Origin of the sequence: Mesobacillus jeotgali (genome assembly GCF_900166585.1) — a bacterium.
In the GTDB taxonomy this organism is placed as follows: Bacteria; Bacillota; Bacilli; order Bacillales; family Cytobacillaceae; genus Mesobacillus; species Mesobacillus jeotgali_A.
In genome coordinates this window covers 115,805-132,645 of the sequence record NZ_FVZC01000008.1, presented here as the reverse complement: position 1 = coordinate 132,645, position 16,841 = coordinate 115,805, and the positions used below count along the sequence as shown (strand labels likewise).

Sequence of the window (16,841 nt, the reverse complement as noted above, 5' to 3'; positions counted from 1 at the left end):
CAAGCTGCAATCGTTTGCATATAGAGAATGCATGGCGGGATAATTTAAGAAACCTCAGAATTATCAAGGTTTACAGCCTTTCATCCCTCTTTATGTAAGCGTTTTAAAGGTGTTGTATATATTCAATATCTTCTCAGTTTCTTAGCAAAAATATGCAAACGCTTTCGGAACGCATGTATTGCATGCAAAAAAACAAAAAATTTGGGGGTATCTCAAAAATGAAAGCAAAAAAGCTATTTCCAGCAGTTCTTTCTCTTGGGCTTTTAGTTGGCGGAGGTCTAGCAGGATGTTCATCAGGCGATGACACGAAAAAATCAGGAGATGGCGGCGGCGATCAAGTAACCGTTGACATTTTCCAGTTCAAGGTAGAATTCAAGGATCAGTTCGAAGACCTTGCCAAAGCTTATGAGGAAGCAAACAAAGATGTTGATATCAACATCACCACTGTCGGCGGCGGCGAAGATTACGGTGCTGCTCTTAAATCAAAATTCGCTTCAGGCAATGAACCTACTATTTACAACGTAGGCGGACCGCAGGACGTTGAAGACTGGAAAGAAAAGCTTGCTGATCTTTCTGATACAAAGGCTGCAAAAGCGGCGCTCAGCGGAACTCTTGAAGGTGTAACAAAAGACGACAAAATCCTTGGACTTCCATACAACCAGGAAGGCTATGGCTTCATCTATAATAAGAGCATTTTTGAAAAAGCAGGAATCGACCCTAAGAGCATTACTAGCTACAGTGCTCTAGAAGAAGCGGTTAAGACACTTGACAGCAAGAAGAAAGACCTTGGCCTTACATCTGTATTCGCTCTTCCAGCAAAAGAAACCTGGGTAACAGGACTGCACCTTTCAAACGTGTTCCTCGCACCTGAATTCGACCAGAATGTGATTAACGCTTTTGAATCCAAAGAAGTTACTTTCAAGCACGGAGATGCTTTCAAAAAGATTTTGGACCTCCAGAACAAATACTCTGACCAGCCTACTGTAAGCCTTGACTATGCTAAGCAAGTTGAGGAGCTATTCTCTACTGGCAAGGCTGCGATCATCCAGCAGGGTAACTGGGTATCTGGTTCTATCGCTGGAATCGACGAAGAGCTTGCTAACAGCGGTGTAGGAATCCTGCCAATCCCGGTTGAAGGCTATAAAGAAGATTCTATCCCGGTTGGCGTTCCAATGTACTGGGCTGTAAACAGCAATAAGGACGAAAAAGAAGTTGCAGCAGCTAAGGAATTCCTTGACTGGCTATACACTTCTGAAGAAGGTAAGACTGCTGTAATTGAAGACTTCAAATTCATTCCTGCTTATGAAGGATATGACGCTGGCAAAATCTCTGATCCACTTGCAAAAGAAATCTATGAATATTCTTCAGCTGGCAAAACACTGGCTTGGACTTTCATGGGTTACCCAACTGGCTGGGGACAGGAAAAGCTTGGAGTTAACATCCAGAAATACGTGAGCGGCGAAATGAGCTGGGATGAACTAGTAAAAGAGTCTTCCAAAGCTTGGGCAGACGCTCGTAAATAACAGGCTTTTTAACAAAGAAGGAAACAGAACGGCCGCGGCTGTTTTGTTTCCTATCTTTTTTCTGTGAAGCTATCAGTTTTGCTCTGGAGCTGGTATATGCGGAATTATGAAAAAGCCGCCAGCAGGGCTTTTTCATAATTCTTCTTCAGCTGCTAAGGAGCAGATTTACTTACCATGGCACCATTAAGAGAATAGGAGGATTTACAGATGCGCAACCGGAATCTCTGGTACTGGCTTTTCCTTGCTCCAGCCTTGCTTGCTCTGGCAGTGGTTGTTCTTCTGCCGCTGGCTTACGGCTTTTATTACTCATTTACAGACTGGAATGGGATTAAGACCCCATCTTTTGTTGGCCTTGAACATTATAAAGCACTTTTTGCTGAAGAAGAATTCAGGAACGCCCTATGGTTCACTACAAAGTTCACTGTCGTTTCTGTATTCCTGATCAACTTTTTTGGCCTCTCCCTGGCTTTGCTGGTCACGCAAAAATTCAGAACGAATAATATCCTTAGAACGATTTTCTTCATGCCGAACCTGATCGGCGGACTGATCCTTGGCTTCATCTGGCAGTTCATCTTTACAAAGGTATTTGCAAGCATCGGTGAGCTGATCGGTGTCGAAGGCCTGCAGGGATGGCTATCCACTGAAACGACAGGCTTCTGGGCAATGGCGATATTGATGAGCTGGCAAATGGCCGGTTACATCATGGTCATCTATATCTCTTTCCTTGAAGGTGTTCCGCAGGAATTGCTCGAAGCAGCTGAAATTGATGGTGCGAACAGCTTCCAGCGTTTTTACCATGTCACTTTCCCGCTGGTCATGCCTGCTTTCACAGTCAGCTTGTTCCTGACACTTTCCAACTCATTCAAGCTTTATGACCAGAACCTGTCGCTGACTGGCGGAGGTCCGTATAACTCCACCCAGATGGTCGCGATGGAAATTTTCAAAACGGCCTTCGTGGAAAATGCAATGGCATTTGCTCAGGCAAAAGCGGTCATATTCTTCCTGATTGTTGCAGCGATTTCGTTGACACAGGTGTATATCAATAAAAAACGGGAGGTCGAGATGTAATGAAGAAGAAAAAGCAAAGCCGGATCATTCTTGAGATTCTCGGCATCATCCTTGCGCTGATCTGGCTTTCCCCGTTTTACTTGATGATTGTCAACTCATTTAAGACAAAACGAGAAATGTTTGAGGATACATTGAAGCTTCCGGATGTTTTTTCATTCGAGAATTACACAGTCGCATTTGAGCGTCTTGATTTTATTAAAACCTTCTTCAACTCTGTGTTGATTACTGTGCTCGCCGTTGCGGTTATCATTGTTTTTTCTTCTATGGCTGCCTATGCGCTTTCAAGGCGAGGGGGAAAAGCAAGCGGCGTGATCTTCATGCTTTTCGTTGCAGCGATGCTGATCCCTTTCCAATCAGTCATGATTCCGTTAGTGTCAATTTTCGGTAAGCTTGAGATGCTTAACAGAGCCGGACTTATCTTTATGTATCTTGGCTTTGGTGCAAGTTTATCGATTTTCCTCTATCATGGAACCTTAAGCGGGATTTCGAAATCTCTTGATGAAGCTGCGACGATTGATGGCGCGAACCGGTTCCAGATTTTCTGGTACATCATCTTCCCGATGCTAAAACCAGTGTCTGTTACAGTGGCAATCCTGAATATCATCTGGATCTGGAATGACTACCTGCTTCCTTCTCTTGTCATCAACCAGCAGGGAATGGAAACAATACCGCTAAAGATGTTCTTCTTCTTTGGGGAATATACGAAGCAATGGCACCTGGCTCTGGCAGGACTGACGATTGCGATCATTCCGGTCATTATTATCTACTTCTTCCTGCAAAAGCAAATCATCAAGGGTGTTTCAGAAGGCTCGGTAAAATAATCAATACAATAGGAGAGACAACCAATGGCAGTCACCATCAAAGATGTAGCCAAGGCAGCCGGCGTGTCACCTTCCACCGTTTCACGGGTGATCGGGGATCATCCACATATCAATGATGAAACAAAGAAGCGCGTGAGAAAAGTGATGGACAGACTGGGATATCATCCTAATTTTCAGGCACGCAGTCTCGTGGGAAAAAGTACAGAAACGATCGGTATCGTCATGCCAAATTCGGCTACCCAGGCATTACAGAATCCCTTTTTTCCTGAAGTCATCAGGGGAATCAGCATGAAAGCCCATGAACACCAATTCGGGGTTTATCTTACAACTGGCATTACAGATGAGGAAATTTACGAACAGGTCGTTTCGATGGTGCAGGGTGGCCGGGTTGACGGGATCATTCTTCTCTATTCGAAAACAGACGATAAAATCATGAAATACCTGCTCGACCGAAACTTCCCCTTCACGGTCATCGGCCGTCCGAGCAAGAATGCCGAGCGGATTACCTATGTAGATAATGATAATATCTATATCACCAGGCAAGTGACAGAGTATCTTGTAGGTCTTGGACATAGGAGGATTGCCTTTATCGGTGTCAATACCGAATATGTGTTTACGATCGACCGGCTTGAAGGTTTCAAACAGGCACTTGAAGAAGCTGGCATTCCATTTGATGAAGAATATATCATCCATCAACAATGTTTAAAATCCGAAGGAAAAGAAGGCATCCAATCGTTCCTTTCCTCACATGAGCCCCCTACTGCCCTGGTAGTAGCGGATGATTTTACAGCAATCGAGCTAATGAGTTACTCGGAGGAATTGAATATCACTGTGCCAGATGATATCTCTATTGTCAGCTTCAATGACGTACCACTGGCGGAACATATGAAGCCACAGCTCACTTCAGTTAATATCGACATCTTCCAGCTCGGATTCGAAGCAGCAAACTGTTTACTGGATCTCATCAAAAATCCGGACGCTTTGCCGAAGAGAGTCACAATCCCGGCAAAAATGATTGAGCGAAAATCCTGCAGTGCGGTTCATAAGTGAGTTGCGAGCGGTGGAAAAAGATTATTCTTGCATTGCGATTCATAAGTGAGTTGCGAGCGGTGGAAAAAGATGAATCTTGCATTGCGATTCATAAGTGAATTGCAAGCAGTACAAAATGATTATATAAAATGACAGGTAACATCAGGATCAAACAAAGAAATGAGGGTTCACATGAAACACACATGGTGGAAAGAGGCTGTAGCCTATCAGGTATATCCGAGGAGCTTCATGGATTCCAACGGCGACGGCATCGGCGATTTACAAGGAATGATTTCAAAACTTGATTACTTGAAGGATTTAGGAATCGATGTCATCTGGATTTGCCCGATGTACAAATCTCCTAATGATGATAATGGTTATGATATCAGTGACTATCAGGATATCATGGATGAATTCGGGACTATGGAAGATTTTGACCGGCTGCTTGCTGAAACACACAAGCGCGGCATGAAGCTGATCATTGATCTTGTCATCAATCACACGAGTGATGAGCATCAATGGTTCATTGAATCACGTGAATCCAAGGACAGTGCGAAGCGTGACTGGTATATCTGGCGCGATGGCAAAGATGGCGCGGAGCCGAACAACTGGGAGAGCATCTTTGGAGGATCTGCCTGGGAGTATGATGAGATGACGGACCAGTACTTCCTGCATATCTTCTCCCGTAAACAGCCTGACTTGAACTGGGAAAATAAAGAAGTCCGCACTGCATTGTACGATATGATCAATTGGTGGCTTGATAAGGGAATCGATGGTTTCCGTGTCGATGCCATCAGCCATATCAAGAAGGAAGCTGGCCTTAAGGATATGCCTAATCCTGATGGACAGCAATATGTTTCTTCTTTTGCCAAGCATATGAATGTCGATGGAATCCAGACCTTCCTTGAGGAGCTAAAACAGGAAACCTTCTCAAAATACGACATCATGACAGTGGGCGAAGCTAACGGCGTGAGTATTGAGGAAGCTGATCTATGGGTTGGCGAAGAACAAGGCAAATTTAATATGGTATTCCAGTTTGAACATCTTGATCTTTGGGATTCAGAAAAGAAAGCCCTGGATCTGCCTAGACTGAAGAAGACTTTTACCCGCTGGCAAAAGGGACTTGAAGGCCACGGATGGAATGCACTATTCATTGAAAATCATGATAAAGCTCGTATTGTTTCGACCTGGGGAGATGACAAGGAATATTGGCGCGAAAGTGCAACTGCGCTTGCATCCATGTACTTCCTGATGCAAGGCACGCCTTTCATTTATCAAGGACAGGAGATCGGCATGACGAATGTCCAGTTCCCTTCCATTGAAGATTATGATGATGTTGCCATCAAAAACCTGTATCAAATCCGCCGTGAGAATGGAGTCCCACACGAAGAAATCATGGACTTCATCTGGGCAACAAGCCGCGATAATTCACGCACGCCAATGCAATGGTCGGACGCTGCGAATGCCGGTTTTACTACTGGAAAGCCTTGGCTTGGAATGAATCCGAATTACACAGCCGTCAATGTAGAGGCACAGCTTAAGGATCCGAACTCCATCCTTCATTTTTATAAAAAAATGATCGAAATGAAGAAAGCCAATGATGTATTCACATACGGCGCATATGATTTAGTGCTTGAAAACCATGAACAAATTTATGCATATACCCGCACATTGGACGGCAAAAAAGCCCTGGTGATTTCCAATCTTTCTAATGAGCCAGCAACATTTGATTTCGACGGATTCCCGCTTGAGACAAGCAAGCTGCTCCTTAACAATTATGAAGTGGCAGATCAAGGACAGGGAACAGAATATACGCTAAAACCTTATGAAACAAGGGTATATATTCAATAAAAGGGAGTGCCTTCTAAAAGGCACTCCCTTAATTTTTTGTAAATCCTTTCATTCACTTTGCCAAAATAATAAGAAGTTGGCTTAAGTTTCTGTTTTCAGTTTAGCTGACCCTCTTTAGGAGAATATAACACAGGAAGGAATTGGGCTTGCAAAATTGTTGGCAAAACAGGGGTTATGCATTAAAATGTTTTTTGGCTTATAAATATGTATTAAGGGTGAATGAATTTTGGAAAAACCATTACGTAACACGAGATCTACAGGGAATTTATTAGCATTCCTCATTCCCTCATTAATAGGAATATTCTTTTTTATGATACCGATCTCCTACAAAGGAGAAATCACCATCCCAATCGCGGTATTGTCTGGTTGGGTACAGGACTTGCTTGGCGGAACCCTGCCGGCGATCATGACTGTAATCATAGTTTTGACTTTTATCGGTACTCTACTAATAAAAACCGTCAGGCCAGAAATCCTGAATCGCAATCATTTCCTTAAGGCGTTATTCGATGTGCCAGCTATCTGGCTTTTTGCAAGACTGCTTGGCGCTATTTTTGCAATTATGGCCTTATTCAAATTAGGTCCGGAAGCGATTTGGTCATCCAACACCGGAGGATTGCTGCTCAATGACCTTTTGCCAATCCTTTTCGCAGTTTTCCTGTTTGCAGGCTTATTTCTTCCGTTGCTCCTGGACTTCGGTTTGCTCGAATTGTTTGGCACCCTGATGACAAAAGTTATGCGTCCCATTTTCAAATTGCCTGGCCGTTCTTCAATCGACTGCCTGACATCCTGGCTTGGCGATGGCACTATCGGTGTCCTTTTAACTAGCAAGCAATATGAAGAAGGTTATTACACCAAAAGAGAAGCTGTTGTCATTGGCACGACTTTCTCAGTGGTTTCCATCACGTTCAGCCTTGTCGTCATTTCCCAGGTTCATCTGGCTCACATGTTCGTTCCTTTTTATCTGACGGTTACAGGTGCAGGCGTGATCGCTGCCATCATTCTTCCGAGAATCCCGCCACTATCAACGAAGCAGGATACGTACTTCACAGAACAGAACACCGACTATTCGGAAGAAGACATCCCGGAAGGTTATACACCGTTCTCATGGGGAATGGCCCAGGCTGTTGAAAAAGCAGCCGGCAATAAAAGCATAAAAGATTTCTTGATGGCTGGTGTCCGTAATATACTTGATATGTGGATGGGCGTCGCGCCAATCGTCATGGCTCTTGGTACACTTGCTTTAATTGTGGCAGAATATACACCTGTGTTCCAATGGCTTGGTATGCCGTTCATTCCGCTGCTGGGGCTGATGCAGGTTCCTGAGGCTAAGGCTGCATCCGAGACATTGATTGTCGGATTTGCGGACATGTTCCTGCCTTCAGTTATCGGTGCTGATATCGCCAGCCCAATGACAAGATTCATCGTCGCGGCTGTTTCTGTTACCCAGCTGATCTACATGTCAGAAGTAGGCGGATTGCTGCTGGGATCAAAAATTCCGGTTTCCTTCTGGGAATTGTTCATCATCTTCCTTCAGCGTACAATCATTACATTGCCAATCATCGTACTGGTTGCGCATATGTTATTCTAATGTGAGTTTGAATCAGTTTTAACACTTCGAAAACCGGTTGGCGGGATGCCAGCCGGGTTTTTTGAGTTGGATTTCGGACGGGGGAATTCCGCGAAAACTGAATGGATTTCCGCGAAAACCACGATTAATTCCGCTAATTTCTGCCCTCATTCCGCGAATTGGAAAAAAATCTTGACTTTTTCCAGTAAAAAAAGAGAAGCTGCATGCTCCTCTTTTAAAAGCTCTGATTCTAGCTGCACCTGAATGACCGGATTTGTCTCAGATCCATGCCGTAGTATACCCATCCGCGACGGCGGCTCCATCTCCAGCCGGCGACTGAATTGCGTCCCAGGAAGATTGGATAGAACCAGAAACTTCTGCCATCGATCAGCCAGATGTACGTAAAACGGTACATACACCCTCTAATGGCGCCTGGGTCGACAGCAAAAGCAGTCACCTGCTCTTGCGGCACGAAAGCTGGCGGCGGTGTTGTTGGCGGGCTTCCTGCCTGCTGGCCCCCACCAGGGTATCCACCTGGTCCGCCACCCGGAAATCCACCGCCGGGAATGCCGCCGCCTTGCCCAGGAAATCCACCGCCAGGAATGCCTCCACCCTGGCCTGGAAAACCGCCAGGACCACCTCCCGGGAATCCTCCAAAGGTTCTCAAGTCTTGCTGATGGTAATAGTCATTTTCAAAAATATCGTAGTCTTCTTCAAATTGCTGGTTTTGTCCATACGGGTAGAAGTTATTGTTATGCAAACTCATATCCCCTCTCTAGATGTATTCCATGTAATGTATGCAAAGTGCCCAGTTTGGTGCTAATTGGCACTAAGGCTTTCAAATTCTTTTTTTATCAGGCCTGTGATTTCATCAACCTTTGCAAAATCCATGGCTTTGATATAAATTGCTTCCAATTGATCACGCAGTTCTTTTGCATGGGCCAGTGAAGCGATTGCTTCATTCATTTTGGCTTTATACCTTCCGCCAACATCCTTGATTTCTGTTTCATATTTTTCATCCGTACCCGGATTGATTAATTCTGAATACATATCGATGATTTCATCGGTTTCTCTTTCGGGGAAATATTCATGTGGTGCAGTGCTGTCAAAAATGGCGAAATCCAGCTCGCGGACGATCACCATATCAAGGCTGTGCGGATCAAAACCGCAATGGTAAACCTCTACGTCATAACCTCGGGAATGAGCTTCTGCGGCTAATTTTTTTAGCATGGTCGACTTCCCAGATCCAGGACGGCCTTTGATGAAGTATCTTTTACCCACTGTTTCTGTCAGGTTGGGCACAAAATCAACCGCTCCAGCCGGTGTGGCGGCACCAAGGAACCTGTCATGCACCCGCCCTTTTCCAGCTGCTGACCTGCTGTCGCCAAAAAGCTTCTCGATCAATCTGTTTGTCAGATCATTCGCTTTTTCAAAATCCATATTTTCAATATAGATTTTTTCCCATTCATCATGAATCCTCAATGCATCAGCAAAAAGGCTGTATGCCGTATTGAAAGCACTGCTGATTTTTTCACTCAGCTCAAGTATTGTTTCCTTATGCTCCTGAAGCTTCCCTGAGTCCCATGCTTCGCCAAGGTTGACATACTCCTCCACTGCCCCCGGTGCCTTTGGTTCAATGACATGCGGTGCCGTGCCGTCCACAATACCGGCATTCAAGTCTGGGATTAATACACCATCAATTGATTTGTTATCGGACGAGCAGTGCAGGAATTGAATATCATAGCCTTTTTTCTGCCATTCATTGCCTATTGTTTTCATGAGCGATGATTTTCCTGTTCCGGGACCGCCTTTTAAGATGAATAAACGTGACAAGCCTTGCAAGCTTGAATCATACAAGCTGTAAAAACCGCGGGCCGTGTTGCCTCCGGCAAAATAGTTGAGGATTTTTCCTGCCATATAAACGCACTCCCTCCAGCCGTTAACGCTAACGGCAAGTTTTCCACTTCCCCCTTACTATATGCAAGGGATTGACGCTGGGTGAATGCCTAGTTAGCTTTTTTAAAGAGAACAAAAAAAGACCCTGTGCAGCAGACGTTTTTAGTGCGACTGCTGTACAGGGTACAGTTTTTCTATTTTATCAAATTGCTATATTTTCCAACTGAAGCATGAAGTAAACTCTCGGGTGACAGTTCAATCTGATAGCCGATTTTACCGGCACTAACTATGATGGTCTCCAGTTCCTTTCCACTTTCATCCAAAAATGTAGCATAGTTCTTTTTCATACCAATCGGTGAACATCCGCCGCGGATATAGCCGGTGAATTTCTGGATATCCTTGACCGGGAGCATTTCCACTTTCTTTTCGCCTGCTTCCTTTGCCGCCTTTTTCAAATCGAGCTCGGCTTCAACCGGAATGACGAAGACATATAAATTCTTGCTTGCCCCCACTGCAACAAGCGTTTTGTAGACCTGTGCTGTTTCGCGGCCAATTTTGCCAGCAACAGACACACCGTCAATTTTTCCATCATTTGAGTCATAAGTAAGTATTTCATACGGCACCTTCTGTGTATCGAGAATCCGCATCGCATTCGTTTTAACCTTAGCCATCCTTGTCCCCCCTGAACTGAGGTGTTTAGGTTTATTTTACCTTATACTGCCAGTCAGGTAAAATGACCATCAATACTTGAGACCCTTCAGGCTGGCATGGACATTCACCGCATTCCTGCCGACTGAAATATACGTCAATCCTGCTGCTTCTGCATGCTTTAGGTCATAGCAATTGCGGCCGTCAAAAACAATAGGCTGCCTCATCAATAAAGGAAACCGTTCCAAATCATATTGCATGATTTGCGGCCACTCCGTCAGGATGAACACCGCGTCCGCTCCCTTGATGGCAGTATCCACTTGATCAGCATAATAAAGCAAGCTGCCAAAAAGGTTTTCAACATTGCCCGAAGCAGCCGGGTCATAAACGGAAATGTCCGCATGCTCTTCCAGCAGCCTGGCAATCAGCTCGATGGCAGGTGCTTCTCGGATATCGTCTGTGTGTGGCTTGAAAGCAAGTCCCAGCACTGCCACCCTTTTCCCCTGAAAACTCCCGAACATTTCCTTCGCTTTATAAAAAAGCTGCTGCTTCTGCCTGCTGTTCACCTCAATGACTGACCTCAGGATTTTAAAATCATAATCATAGTACTCTGTGAGTTTTTCCAGCGCCTTGGTGTCCTTAGGAAAGCATGAGCCTCCATAGCCAATCCCGGCTTTTAAAAACTGGCGGCCAATCCTTTCATCCATGCCCATTCCCTTAGCCACATCCTCGATATTGGCACCAGTATGTTCACATAAGTTGGCGACTTCATTGATAAAACTGATTTTGGTCGCAAGGAAGGCGTTGGACGCATACTTGATGAGCTCTGCACTGCGGACATCAGTCTGTAGAATCGGGCGGCCAAAGGGTTTATACAGCTTTGCCACTGCACTGCCCGCATCAGGATCATCCGTGCCGATGACAACCCGGTCCGCATGGAAGGTGTCGAGAATTCCAGAACCCTCTCGGAGGAATTCAGGATTGGAAATGACTTTTACCCGCAACTCACTCTCAATAGTTTCATTTAAAAGCTTAAGAATCCGTTCATTTGTCCCTACAGGCACAGTGCTCTTAATGACAATGATTGCATCTCTGATCAAATTCATCCCAATCTCGGCAATCGCAGCCTCCAGGTATTCCAGGTTCGCGGACCCATCTTCATTTTCAGGCGTACCAACCGCAACGAAAATGTAATCTGCCTTATGACAAGCTTTCTTTGACTCCGATGTAAAGTTCAGCCTTCCCTCAGAAAGATTCCTTTTAAGCATCTCTTCCAGACCTGGTTCATAAATCGGGCACTTCCCTTTAGAAAGAGTATTGATTTTATTTTCATCTATATCGAAACAAGTGACATTATGGCCTATTTCAGCAAAACAAACACCTGTGACAAGACCAACATAGCCTGTCCCAAAAACTGTGATTTCCATATTGGCCTCCATACTTTTTTATACTTATTTTATCATGCTGAATCCACGATCTTGGTGAATCCGCTCAATTTGGTAAAAACTTGTCTATGGATATTTTTAGTGGGTAAAAGGAAAAGTAGCATGATTTTCACTATTTCAGGAAAAATTAGTTATTATGAAGACGTTTAAGGAGGATTGTTGATGAACGATTATACTTCAAAGCTGCCTCGTTTCCCTGAACCATACTGGCGTAAAACGGCGGAACTGCCATCATTCCCCAAGCTGCAGGAAGACCTGAAGACAGAAGTAGCGATTATAGGCGGCGGGATTACAGGGTTGACCTCTGCCTATCTGCTGGCTAAGGCTGGTGCCAAAGTAACCGTGATTGAAGCCGGCAAAATTTTGAATGGCACTACAGGGCATACAACCGCAAAGGTGACAGCCCAGCATGGACTGATTTATGACGAACTGATCAGCCATTTTGGTGAGGATAAGGCGCGCCTCTACTATCAGGCAAACTATGATGCCATGCAATTTGTCAAAAATCTAGTGAAAGAACAGCAGATTGATTGTGATTTTAGCGAAGAAGACGCCTATTTATATACCAATTCCGACAAAGAAATGGAAAAGCTCCTGAAGGAATTCAAGGCCTATGAGAAGCTGGGCGTGGTGGGCAGTGAGTATGTTTCCAAAGTGCCGATTCCAGTCGAAGCGATGGCAGCCGTTGTCATGCGGAACCAGGCTCAGTTCCATCCGCTAAAATTTTTAAAGCATCTCGTGGAGCGTTTTACAGAAATGGGCGGCCAAATTTACGAAAATACAACCGCCGTTGATATGGAAGAAGGATCCGAGCCTGTGGTCACGACAAGAGATGGTCATAAGGTCCATTGCAACCAGATGATTATCAGCACACACTTTCCATTTTACGATTTAAAAGGCTTCTTTTTTTCAAGGATGCAAGTCAATCGTTCTTATTTGCTTGCTGTCAGGACCGAAAAAGAGTTCCCGGGCGGCATGTATATCAATGCCGAGACGCCGACTCGCTCACTAAGGTATACAGACTGGAATGGCGAGAAATTGGTGCTGTTTGGCGGAGACAGCCATATCACCGGACAGGATGATAATACACACCAGTATTATGAGGCACTCGAGGCGTTCGCTGCGCAGACGTTCGGCGTTAAGGAGATCCCTTTCCGCTGGAGCGCACAAGACCCGACTACGCTTGATAAAATTCCTTTCGTCGGCAAATACTCATCGAGCACAGATAACATCTTTGTTGCAACAGGCTACCGAAAATGGGGAATGAGCAACGGCATTAACGCTGCGCTGCTCATGTCCGATCTTGTCCTTAGGAAAGACAATCCGTATGTGGACGTTTTCGAACCGCAAAGATTCCATGCAAAACCAGATGTGGCGACTTTCGTTGCTGACAATGCCCTCGTCGCAAAGGAACTGGTTAAAGGAAAACTGGATCGGCCATCGACCAGTCCAGAGAGCCTCGATAATGATGAAGGCGCCGTCGTAACAGTTAACGGCAAACGAGCCGGAGCGTATCGTGATGAAAACGGACAGTTGCACGTAGTAGATACTACCTGTACCCACATGGGCTGCGAACTTAACTGGAACAACGGAGAACGGACATGGGACTGCCCTTGCCATGGATCACGCTTCTCCTACAAAGGAGATGTGGTAGAAGGGCCTGCAGAGCTGCCATTGGAAAGAGTGGATTTAGAATAAAGGGAAGCCGCCATTCCTTACCGAATGGCGGCTTCTTTTTCAAGTTCTAATAAAGGTTATTTTTCCTTATCCGCTATAAGGGTCTTATGGATCCAGATGCTTGCCTGCATGCCGTCTCCCATCGCAATTGTTGTCTGCTCGGAATGGGCTACAAGGTCCCCTGCCGCCCACACCTTTTCAATATTGGTCATTTTAGTCCGCGGATCGACCAATACATGCTTGTTTTTATGAAGCTCCACGCCAAGCTGATGTGCCAGCTGTGACTTTACTTCATTTCCTCCAAAGGCGATGAACCCCCGCTCTGAAGTCAGCTGCTCGCCATTCGTGAGCTGCACTCCCCTGAAATCCGGACCATCGGCTAGTACCTTTTCAATTGGCCCCTCGAAGTACCTGATGCCTTTTTCTTTCATCAAAAGCATTTTTTCCTCATCGACTTCTGTTTGTTCGTGATTCACGTATGTGAGCTGATCGGTAAAGTAATTTAAGGTCAGTGCCATGTTGGCGCCGACTGTACCTGCCCCCATTACAATTGTGGATTTGTCCTTCACCTCATGCCCATCACAATCAGGACATACATACACACTGATTCCCAGGGTAGGCATCAGTTCCGGAAAAGGAGGGATCCTGTCCATAACACCTGTTGCGAGAAGCAACGTCCTGGCTTTATACGTGTTCCCGTTTCCGTCCTTAACTTCAAAGCCATCCGCAGTTTTCTGGGCAGCCTCTGCCTTGCCAATCATAAACTCTACCCCATATTGAGAAGCCTGCTTACGGCCGACATCCCTTAAGTAGGGCCCGCTGACACCATCCGGGTAGCCCAGGATATTATGGTAGCTCTGGCAAATCGCCGACCTGCCGTCCCCAGCATCCAGCACCATTACCTTATGATCATATCGCCCAAGCTGAATGGCCGCCTGGAGTCCGGCAATCCCGCCCCCAACTATTAAACAATCGTACATCCACTACACCGTCCTTTTTAAAAAATTGCCATAGTAGCATATTTCCCTGTTAAAGGACGGATAATCCGGGCAAACGTTTTTTAACTATTTTTACAAACACTAGTTTTGTCAAAGCTGTCAAATTTACTACTTTCACAGTATGAAATCATTTATAATTAGGTTGAGGTGGTTAATAATGACAATTGGTGTCTTGAAAAAACCAAGATTATTTCTTTTCGTAGTTTTAGCCTCTTTGATTCTCGCAACTAATTATTTTCTTTACCGTACAACCATGTTTGGCCCAATTCCCGAAGGTGCTGTCATTGGCTCTCTGCTTGACCTGCTAATCATTTTGCCTCTGTTGACTTACTTCCTGATCATCCGTAAAAGGTATTCACTTAAATATATGGGAATCGTCATCCTAGCAGGTTTTGCGGCCGCGTACTTCATCGTTCCTCAACAGCATCTATCACAATATTCTTTCCTTCCCTATCTATTAATGGCTTCTGAAGGCGCATTTTTGCTGTTTGAACTGTATATTGCCTATACCGTAATCACGAAGCTGCCAAAATTGATTCAGGAATATAAAAGGCTGGCCAGACGAAACTCCTTTTTCCTTTCCAACATTCGCAAGGCTTTTGAAGCAAACCTGCCCGACAATCATGCTGCAAACATTCTTGTCACCGAGTTTTCCATGTTCCATTACTCTCTTTTTTCATGGAAAAAGAAAGTGGAGATCGATCATGGCCTGGCTTTTACTTATCATAAAAAAACAAGCGTGAACGCAGTCTATATCATGATCATCCATGCTATTGCCATCGAATCCGTTGGACTGCACTACTTCCTGCACAACTGGAATCCGATTGTGTCTTATATCCTGCTATTTTTGAATATTTACGGTATCCTTTTCATGTTGGCTGAGCTCCAGGCTACTCGCCTGACCCCGTTTCTGTTGGCTGAAGACCACTTATTACTGCAGACAGGCTTTTCAAAAATGATATATTTGCCCCTAGATAATATAAAGGACATAAAACACTATGAGGGCCCAGAAAAATTCAGCTCCAAAGAACAAGCTGAACTCTTTGATGCCAGGGTGCCAGACTTGGTTCAGGAAAAGCCAATGTTCGAAATCCTGCTCCATGAGCCTCAAGATGTCCATCTTCTCTATGGATTGAAGCGAAAAGTGAATAGGATTGTCCTCAATGTCGATGAACCAGATGCTTTTTATCGTGAAGTAAAGCGGTCACTTCCGGAGTGATCGCTTTTTTATGATTAATCTCTCAATCAACATCAATAATCTCTCGGTAAAAAGTAATATTCTCTCGGAAAACCTTTATAATCTCTCAATAAAAGCCACTTATCTCTCATTCAGACGAGATAATCTCTTAGTTATCCAAAAAAAGTAAAAACCCAGCCGCACTATTGCGACTGGGTTCAAGAGTTTTAACCATTATATACTTCAACAATTTTATCAAATGAAAGCTCAGCAGTGCTTGCATAGATGATATCAGCATTCTCAAAGCTTTCCTTCGGGCCGACAGCAACAGCGAACATGCCTGCAGCTTTAATTGCCTGAACACCTGCCGCTGCATCCTCGACACCGATGCACGCCTCCGGTTCAACGCCAAGCATTTCAGCAGCTCTAAGGAAAACCTCAGGATGCGGCTTGCCGTTCACGACAGTCTTTGCATCAACAATGATATCAAATTCAGATTTCATCCCTAGAGATTCCATCACAGTAAATGCATTCTTGCTTGCGGATGCCAGGCCCAGCTTTAGACCCTTGGCCTTAATATCGGTGATTAATTCCTTGATCGCAGGCAAAAGATCATTTGGTGTGATATTCCTGATTAATGTCAAGTAATGATCATTTTTCTTATCAGCCAAAGCGTCTTTTTCCTCAGCTGTAAAATCCTCAGTGCGGCCGCCAAGCTCAAGAATTTTCTCGAGAGAATCCATCCGGGACACTCCTTTTAACTCCTCGTTATCATCGCGGGTAAAAGTAATGCCCAAATCCTCAGCCAGCGCCTTCCACGCTAAAAAGTGGTATTCCGCAGTATCCGTAATGACCCCATCAAGGTCAAAAATGAATGCTTTTAGTGGTCTAGTCATCGTCAAACTCCTTTCATTATGATTCATGCAATTTAATAAGGACTCATGTGGGCTTCTTAGACACTTCGAGCCTTTACGTTCTCCAAATTTTCTATTAAATCACCTTTCTTGGACATTTCGAGGTTTAACGATCTTCAAAATGTCTATTAAACCACTCTTCTTAGACATTACGATCCTTCACGCTCACCAAAATGTCTATTAAATCACTTTTCTTAGACATCCCTTTTACTCTCCAAAATGTCCAT

14 protein-coding genes are annotated in these 16,841 nt (G+C 44.7%); 8 read left to right on the top strand and 6 right to left on the bottom strand.

Annotated features, from left to right (window positions below):
- The first annotated feature begins 218 nt into the window (after positions 1-218).
- From B5X77_RS05950 to B5X77_RS05925, 6 genes are all read left to right on the top strand, one after another.
- The gene (locus tag B5X77_RS05950; RefSeq protein WP_079506136.1) at positions 219-1,523 is read left to right on the top strand and encodes an ABC transporter substrate-binding protein; all 1,305 of its coding nucleotides are present in this window, start codon (positions 219-221) and stop codon (positions 1,521-1,523) included.
- Positions 1,524-1,730: 207 nt separating this feature from the next.
- Entirely contained in the window at positions 1,731-2,591 is an 861-nt protein-coding gene (locus tag B5X77_RS05945; protein WP_079506134.1) for a carbohydrate ABC transporter permease, read from the top strand.
- Positions 2,591-3,412 (top strand): carbohydrate ABC transporter permease, encoded by an 822-nt coding sequence (locus B5X77_RS05940; protein WP_079506132.1) that lies wholly within the window; start codon positions 2,591-2,593, stop codon positions 3,410-3,412. Before B5X77_RS05945 ends, B5X77_RS05940 begins: the two co-directional genes overlap by 1 nt.
- A gap of 24 nt (positions 3,413-3,436) precedes the next feature.
- A complete protein-coding gene (locus tag B5X77_RS05935; RefSeq protein ID WP_079506130.1) occupies positions 3,437-4,462 on the top strand; it encodes a LacI family DNA-binding transcriptional regulator in 1,026 nt (341 codons plus the stop codon).
- A gap of 171 nt (positions 4,463-4,633) precedes the next feature.
- A complete protein-coding gene (locus B5X77_RS05930; protein ID WP_079506128.1) occupies positions 4,634-6,292 on the top strand; it encodes a glycoside hydrolase family 13 protein in 1,659 nt (552 codons plus the stop codon).
- 310 nt (positions 6,293-6,602) lie between these two features.
- Positions 6,603-7,880, top strand: coding sequence for a YjiH family protein (locus tag B5X77_RS05925; RefSeq protein WP_176167285.1), 1,278 nt, complete (start codon positions 6,603-6,605; stop codon positions 7,878-7,880).
- A 229-nt stretch (positions 7,881-8,109) separates the two neighbouring features.
- Here the strand turns inward: B5X77_RS05925 and B5X77_RS22985 are convergent, their stop codons facing one another.
- The 4 genes from B5X77_RS22985 to B5X77_RS05905 form a co-directional block, all read right to left on the bottom strand.
- Positions 8,110-8,619 carry a transporter gene (locus B5X77_RS22985; protein WP_373887800.1) on the bottom strand — a complete coding sequence of 170 codons (510 nt, stop codon included), beginning with the start codon at positions 8,617-8,619 and terminating at the stop codon, positions 8,110-8,112.
- A 59-nt stretch (positions 8,620-8,678) separates the two neighbouring features.
- The gene (locus B5X77_RS05915; RefSeq protein ID WP_079506122.1) at positions 8,679-9,776 is read right to left on the bottom strand and encodes a PRK06851 family protein; all 1,098 of its coding nucleotides are present in this window, start codon (positions 9,774-9,776) and stop codon (positions 8,679-8,681) included.
- Positions 9,777-9,949: 173 nt separating this feature from the next.
- Positions 9,950-10,426: a Cys-tRNA(Pro) deacylase gene (gene ybaK / locus B5X77_RS05910; RefSeq protein ID WP_079506120.1), complete on the bottom strand. Its 477-nt coding sequence runs from the start codon at positions 10,424-10,426 to the stop codon at positions 9,950-9,952.
- Between the two features lie 69 nt (positions 10,427-10,495).
- Positions 10,496-11,830: a UDP-glucose dehydrogenase family protein gene (locus tag B5X77_RS05905; RefSeq protein WP_079506118.1), complete on the bottom strand. Its 1,335-nt coding sequence runs from the start codon at positions 11,828-11,830 to the stop codon at positions 10,496-10,498.
- A gap of 180 nt (positions 11,831-12,010) precedes the next feature.
- Between B5X77_RS05905 and B5X77_RS05900 the strand changes: the two genes are divergently transcribed.
- Complete coding sequence (locus B5X77_RS05900; RefSeq protein WP_079506116.1) at positions 12,011-13,546, top strand: FAD-dependent oxidoreductase; 1,536 nt, start codon at positions 12,011-12,013, stop codon at positions 13,544-13,546.
- A gap of 56 nt (positions 13,547-13,602) precedes the next feature.
- Here B5X77_RS05900 and B5X77_RS05895 read toward each other — a convergent pair whose 3' ends face one another.
- Positions 13,603-14,505, bottom strand: a complete 903-nt coding sequence (locus tag B5X77_RS05895; protein ID WP_079506114.1) for an NAD(P)/FAD-dependent oxidoreductase — start codon at positions 14,503-14,505, stop codon at positions 13,603-13,605.
- A 175-nt stretch (positions 14,506-14,680) separates the two neighbouring features.
- Here B5X77_RS05895 and B5X77_RS05890 point away from each other — a divergent pair, with 175 nt between their 5' ends.
- Positions 14,681-15,742: a hypothetical protein gene (locus tag B5X77_RS05890; protein ID WP_079506112.1), complete on the top strand. Its 1,062-nt coding sequence runs from the start codon at positions 14,681-14,683 to the stop codon at positions 15,740-15,742.
- A 185-nt stretch (positions 15,743-15,927) separates the two neighbouring features.
- Here B5X77_RS05890 and pgmB read toward each other — a convergent pair whose 3' ends face one another.
- The gene (gene pgmB / locus B5X77_RS05885) at positions 15,928-16,596 is read right to left on the bottom strand and encodes a beta-phosphoglucomutase (RefSeq protein ID WP_079506110.1); all 669 of its coding nucleotides are present in this window, start codon (positions 16,594-16,596) and stop codon (positions 15,928-15,930) included.
- Positions 16,597-16,841 lie beyond the last annotated feature (245 nt).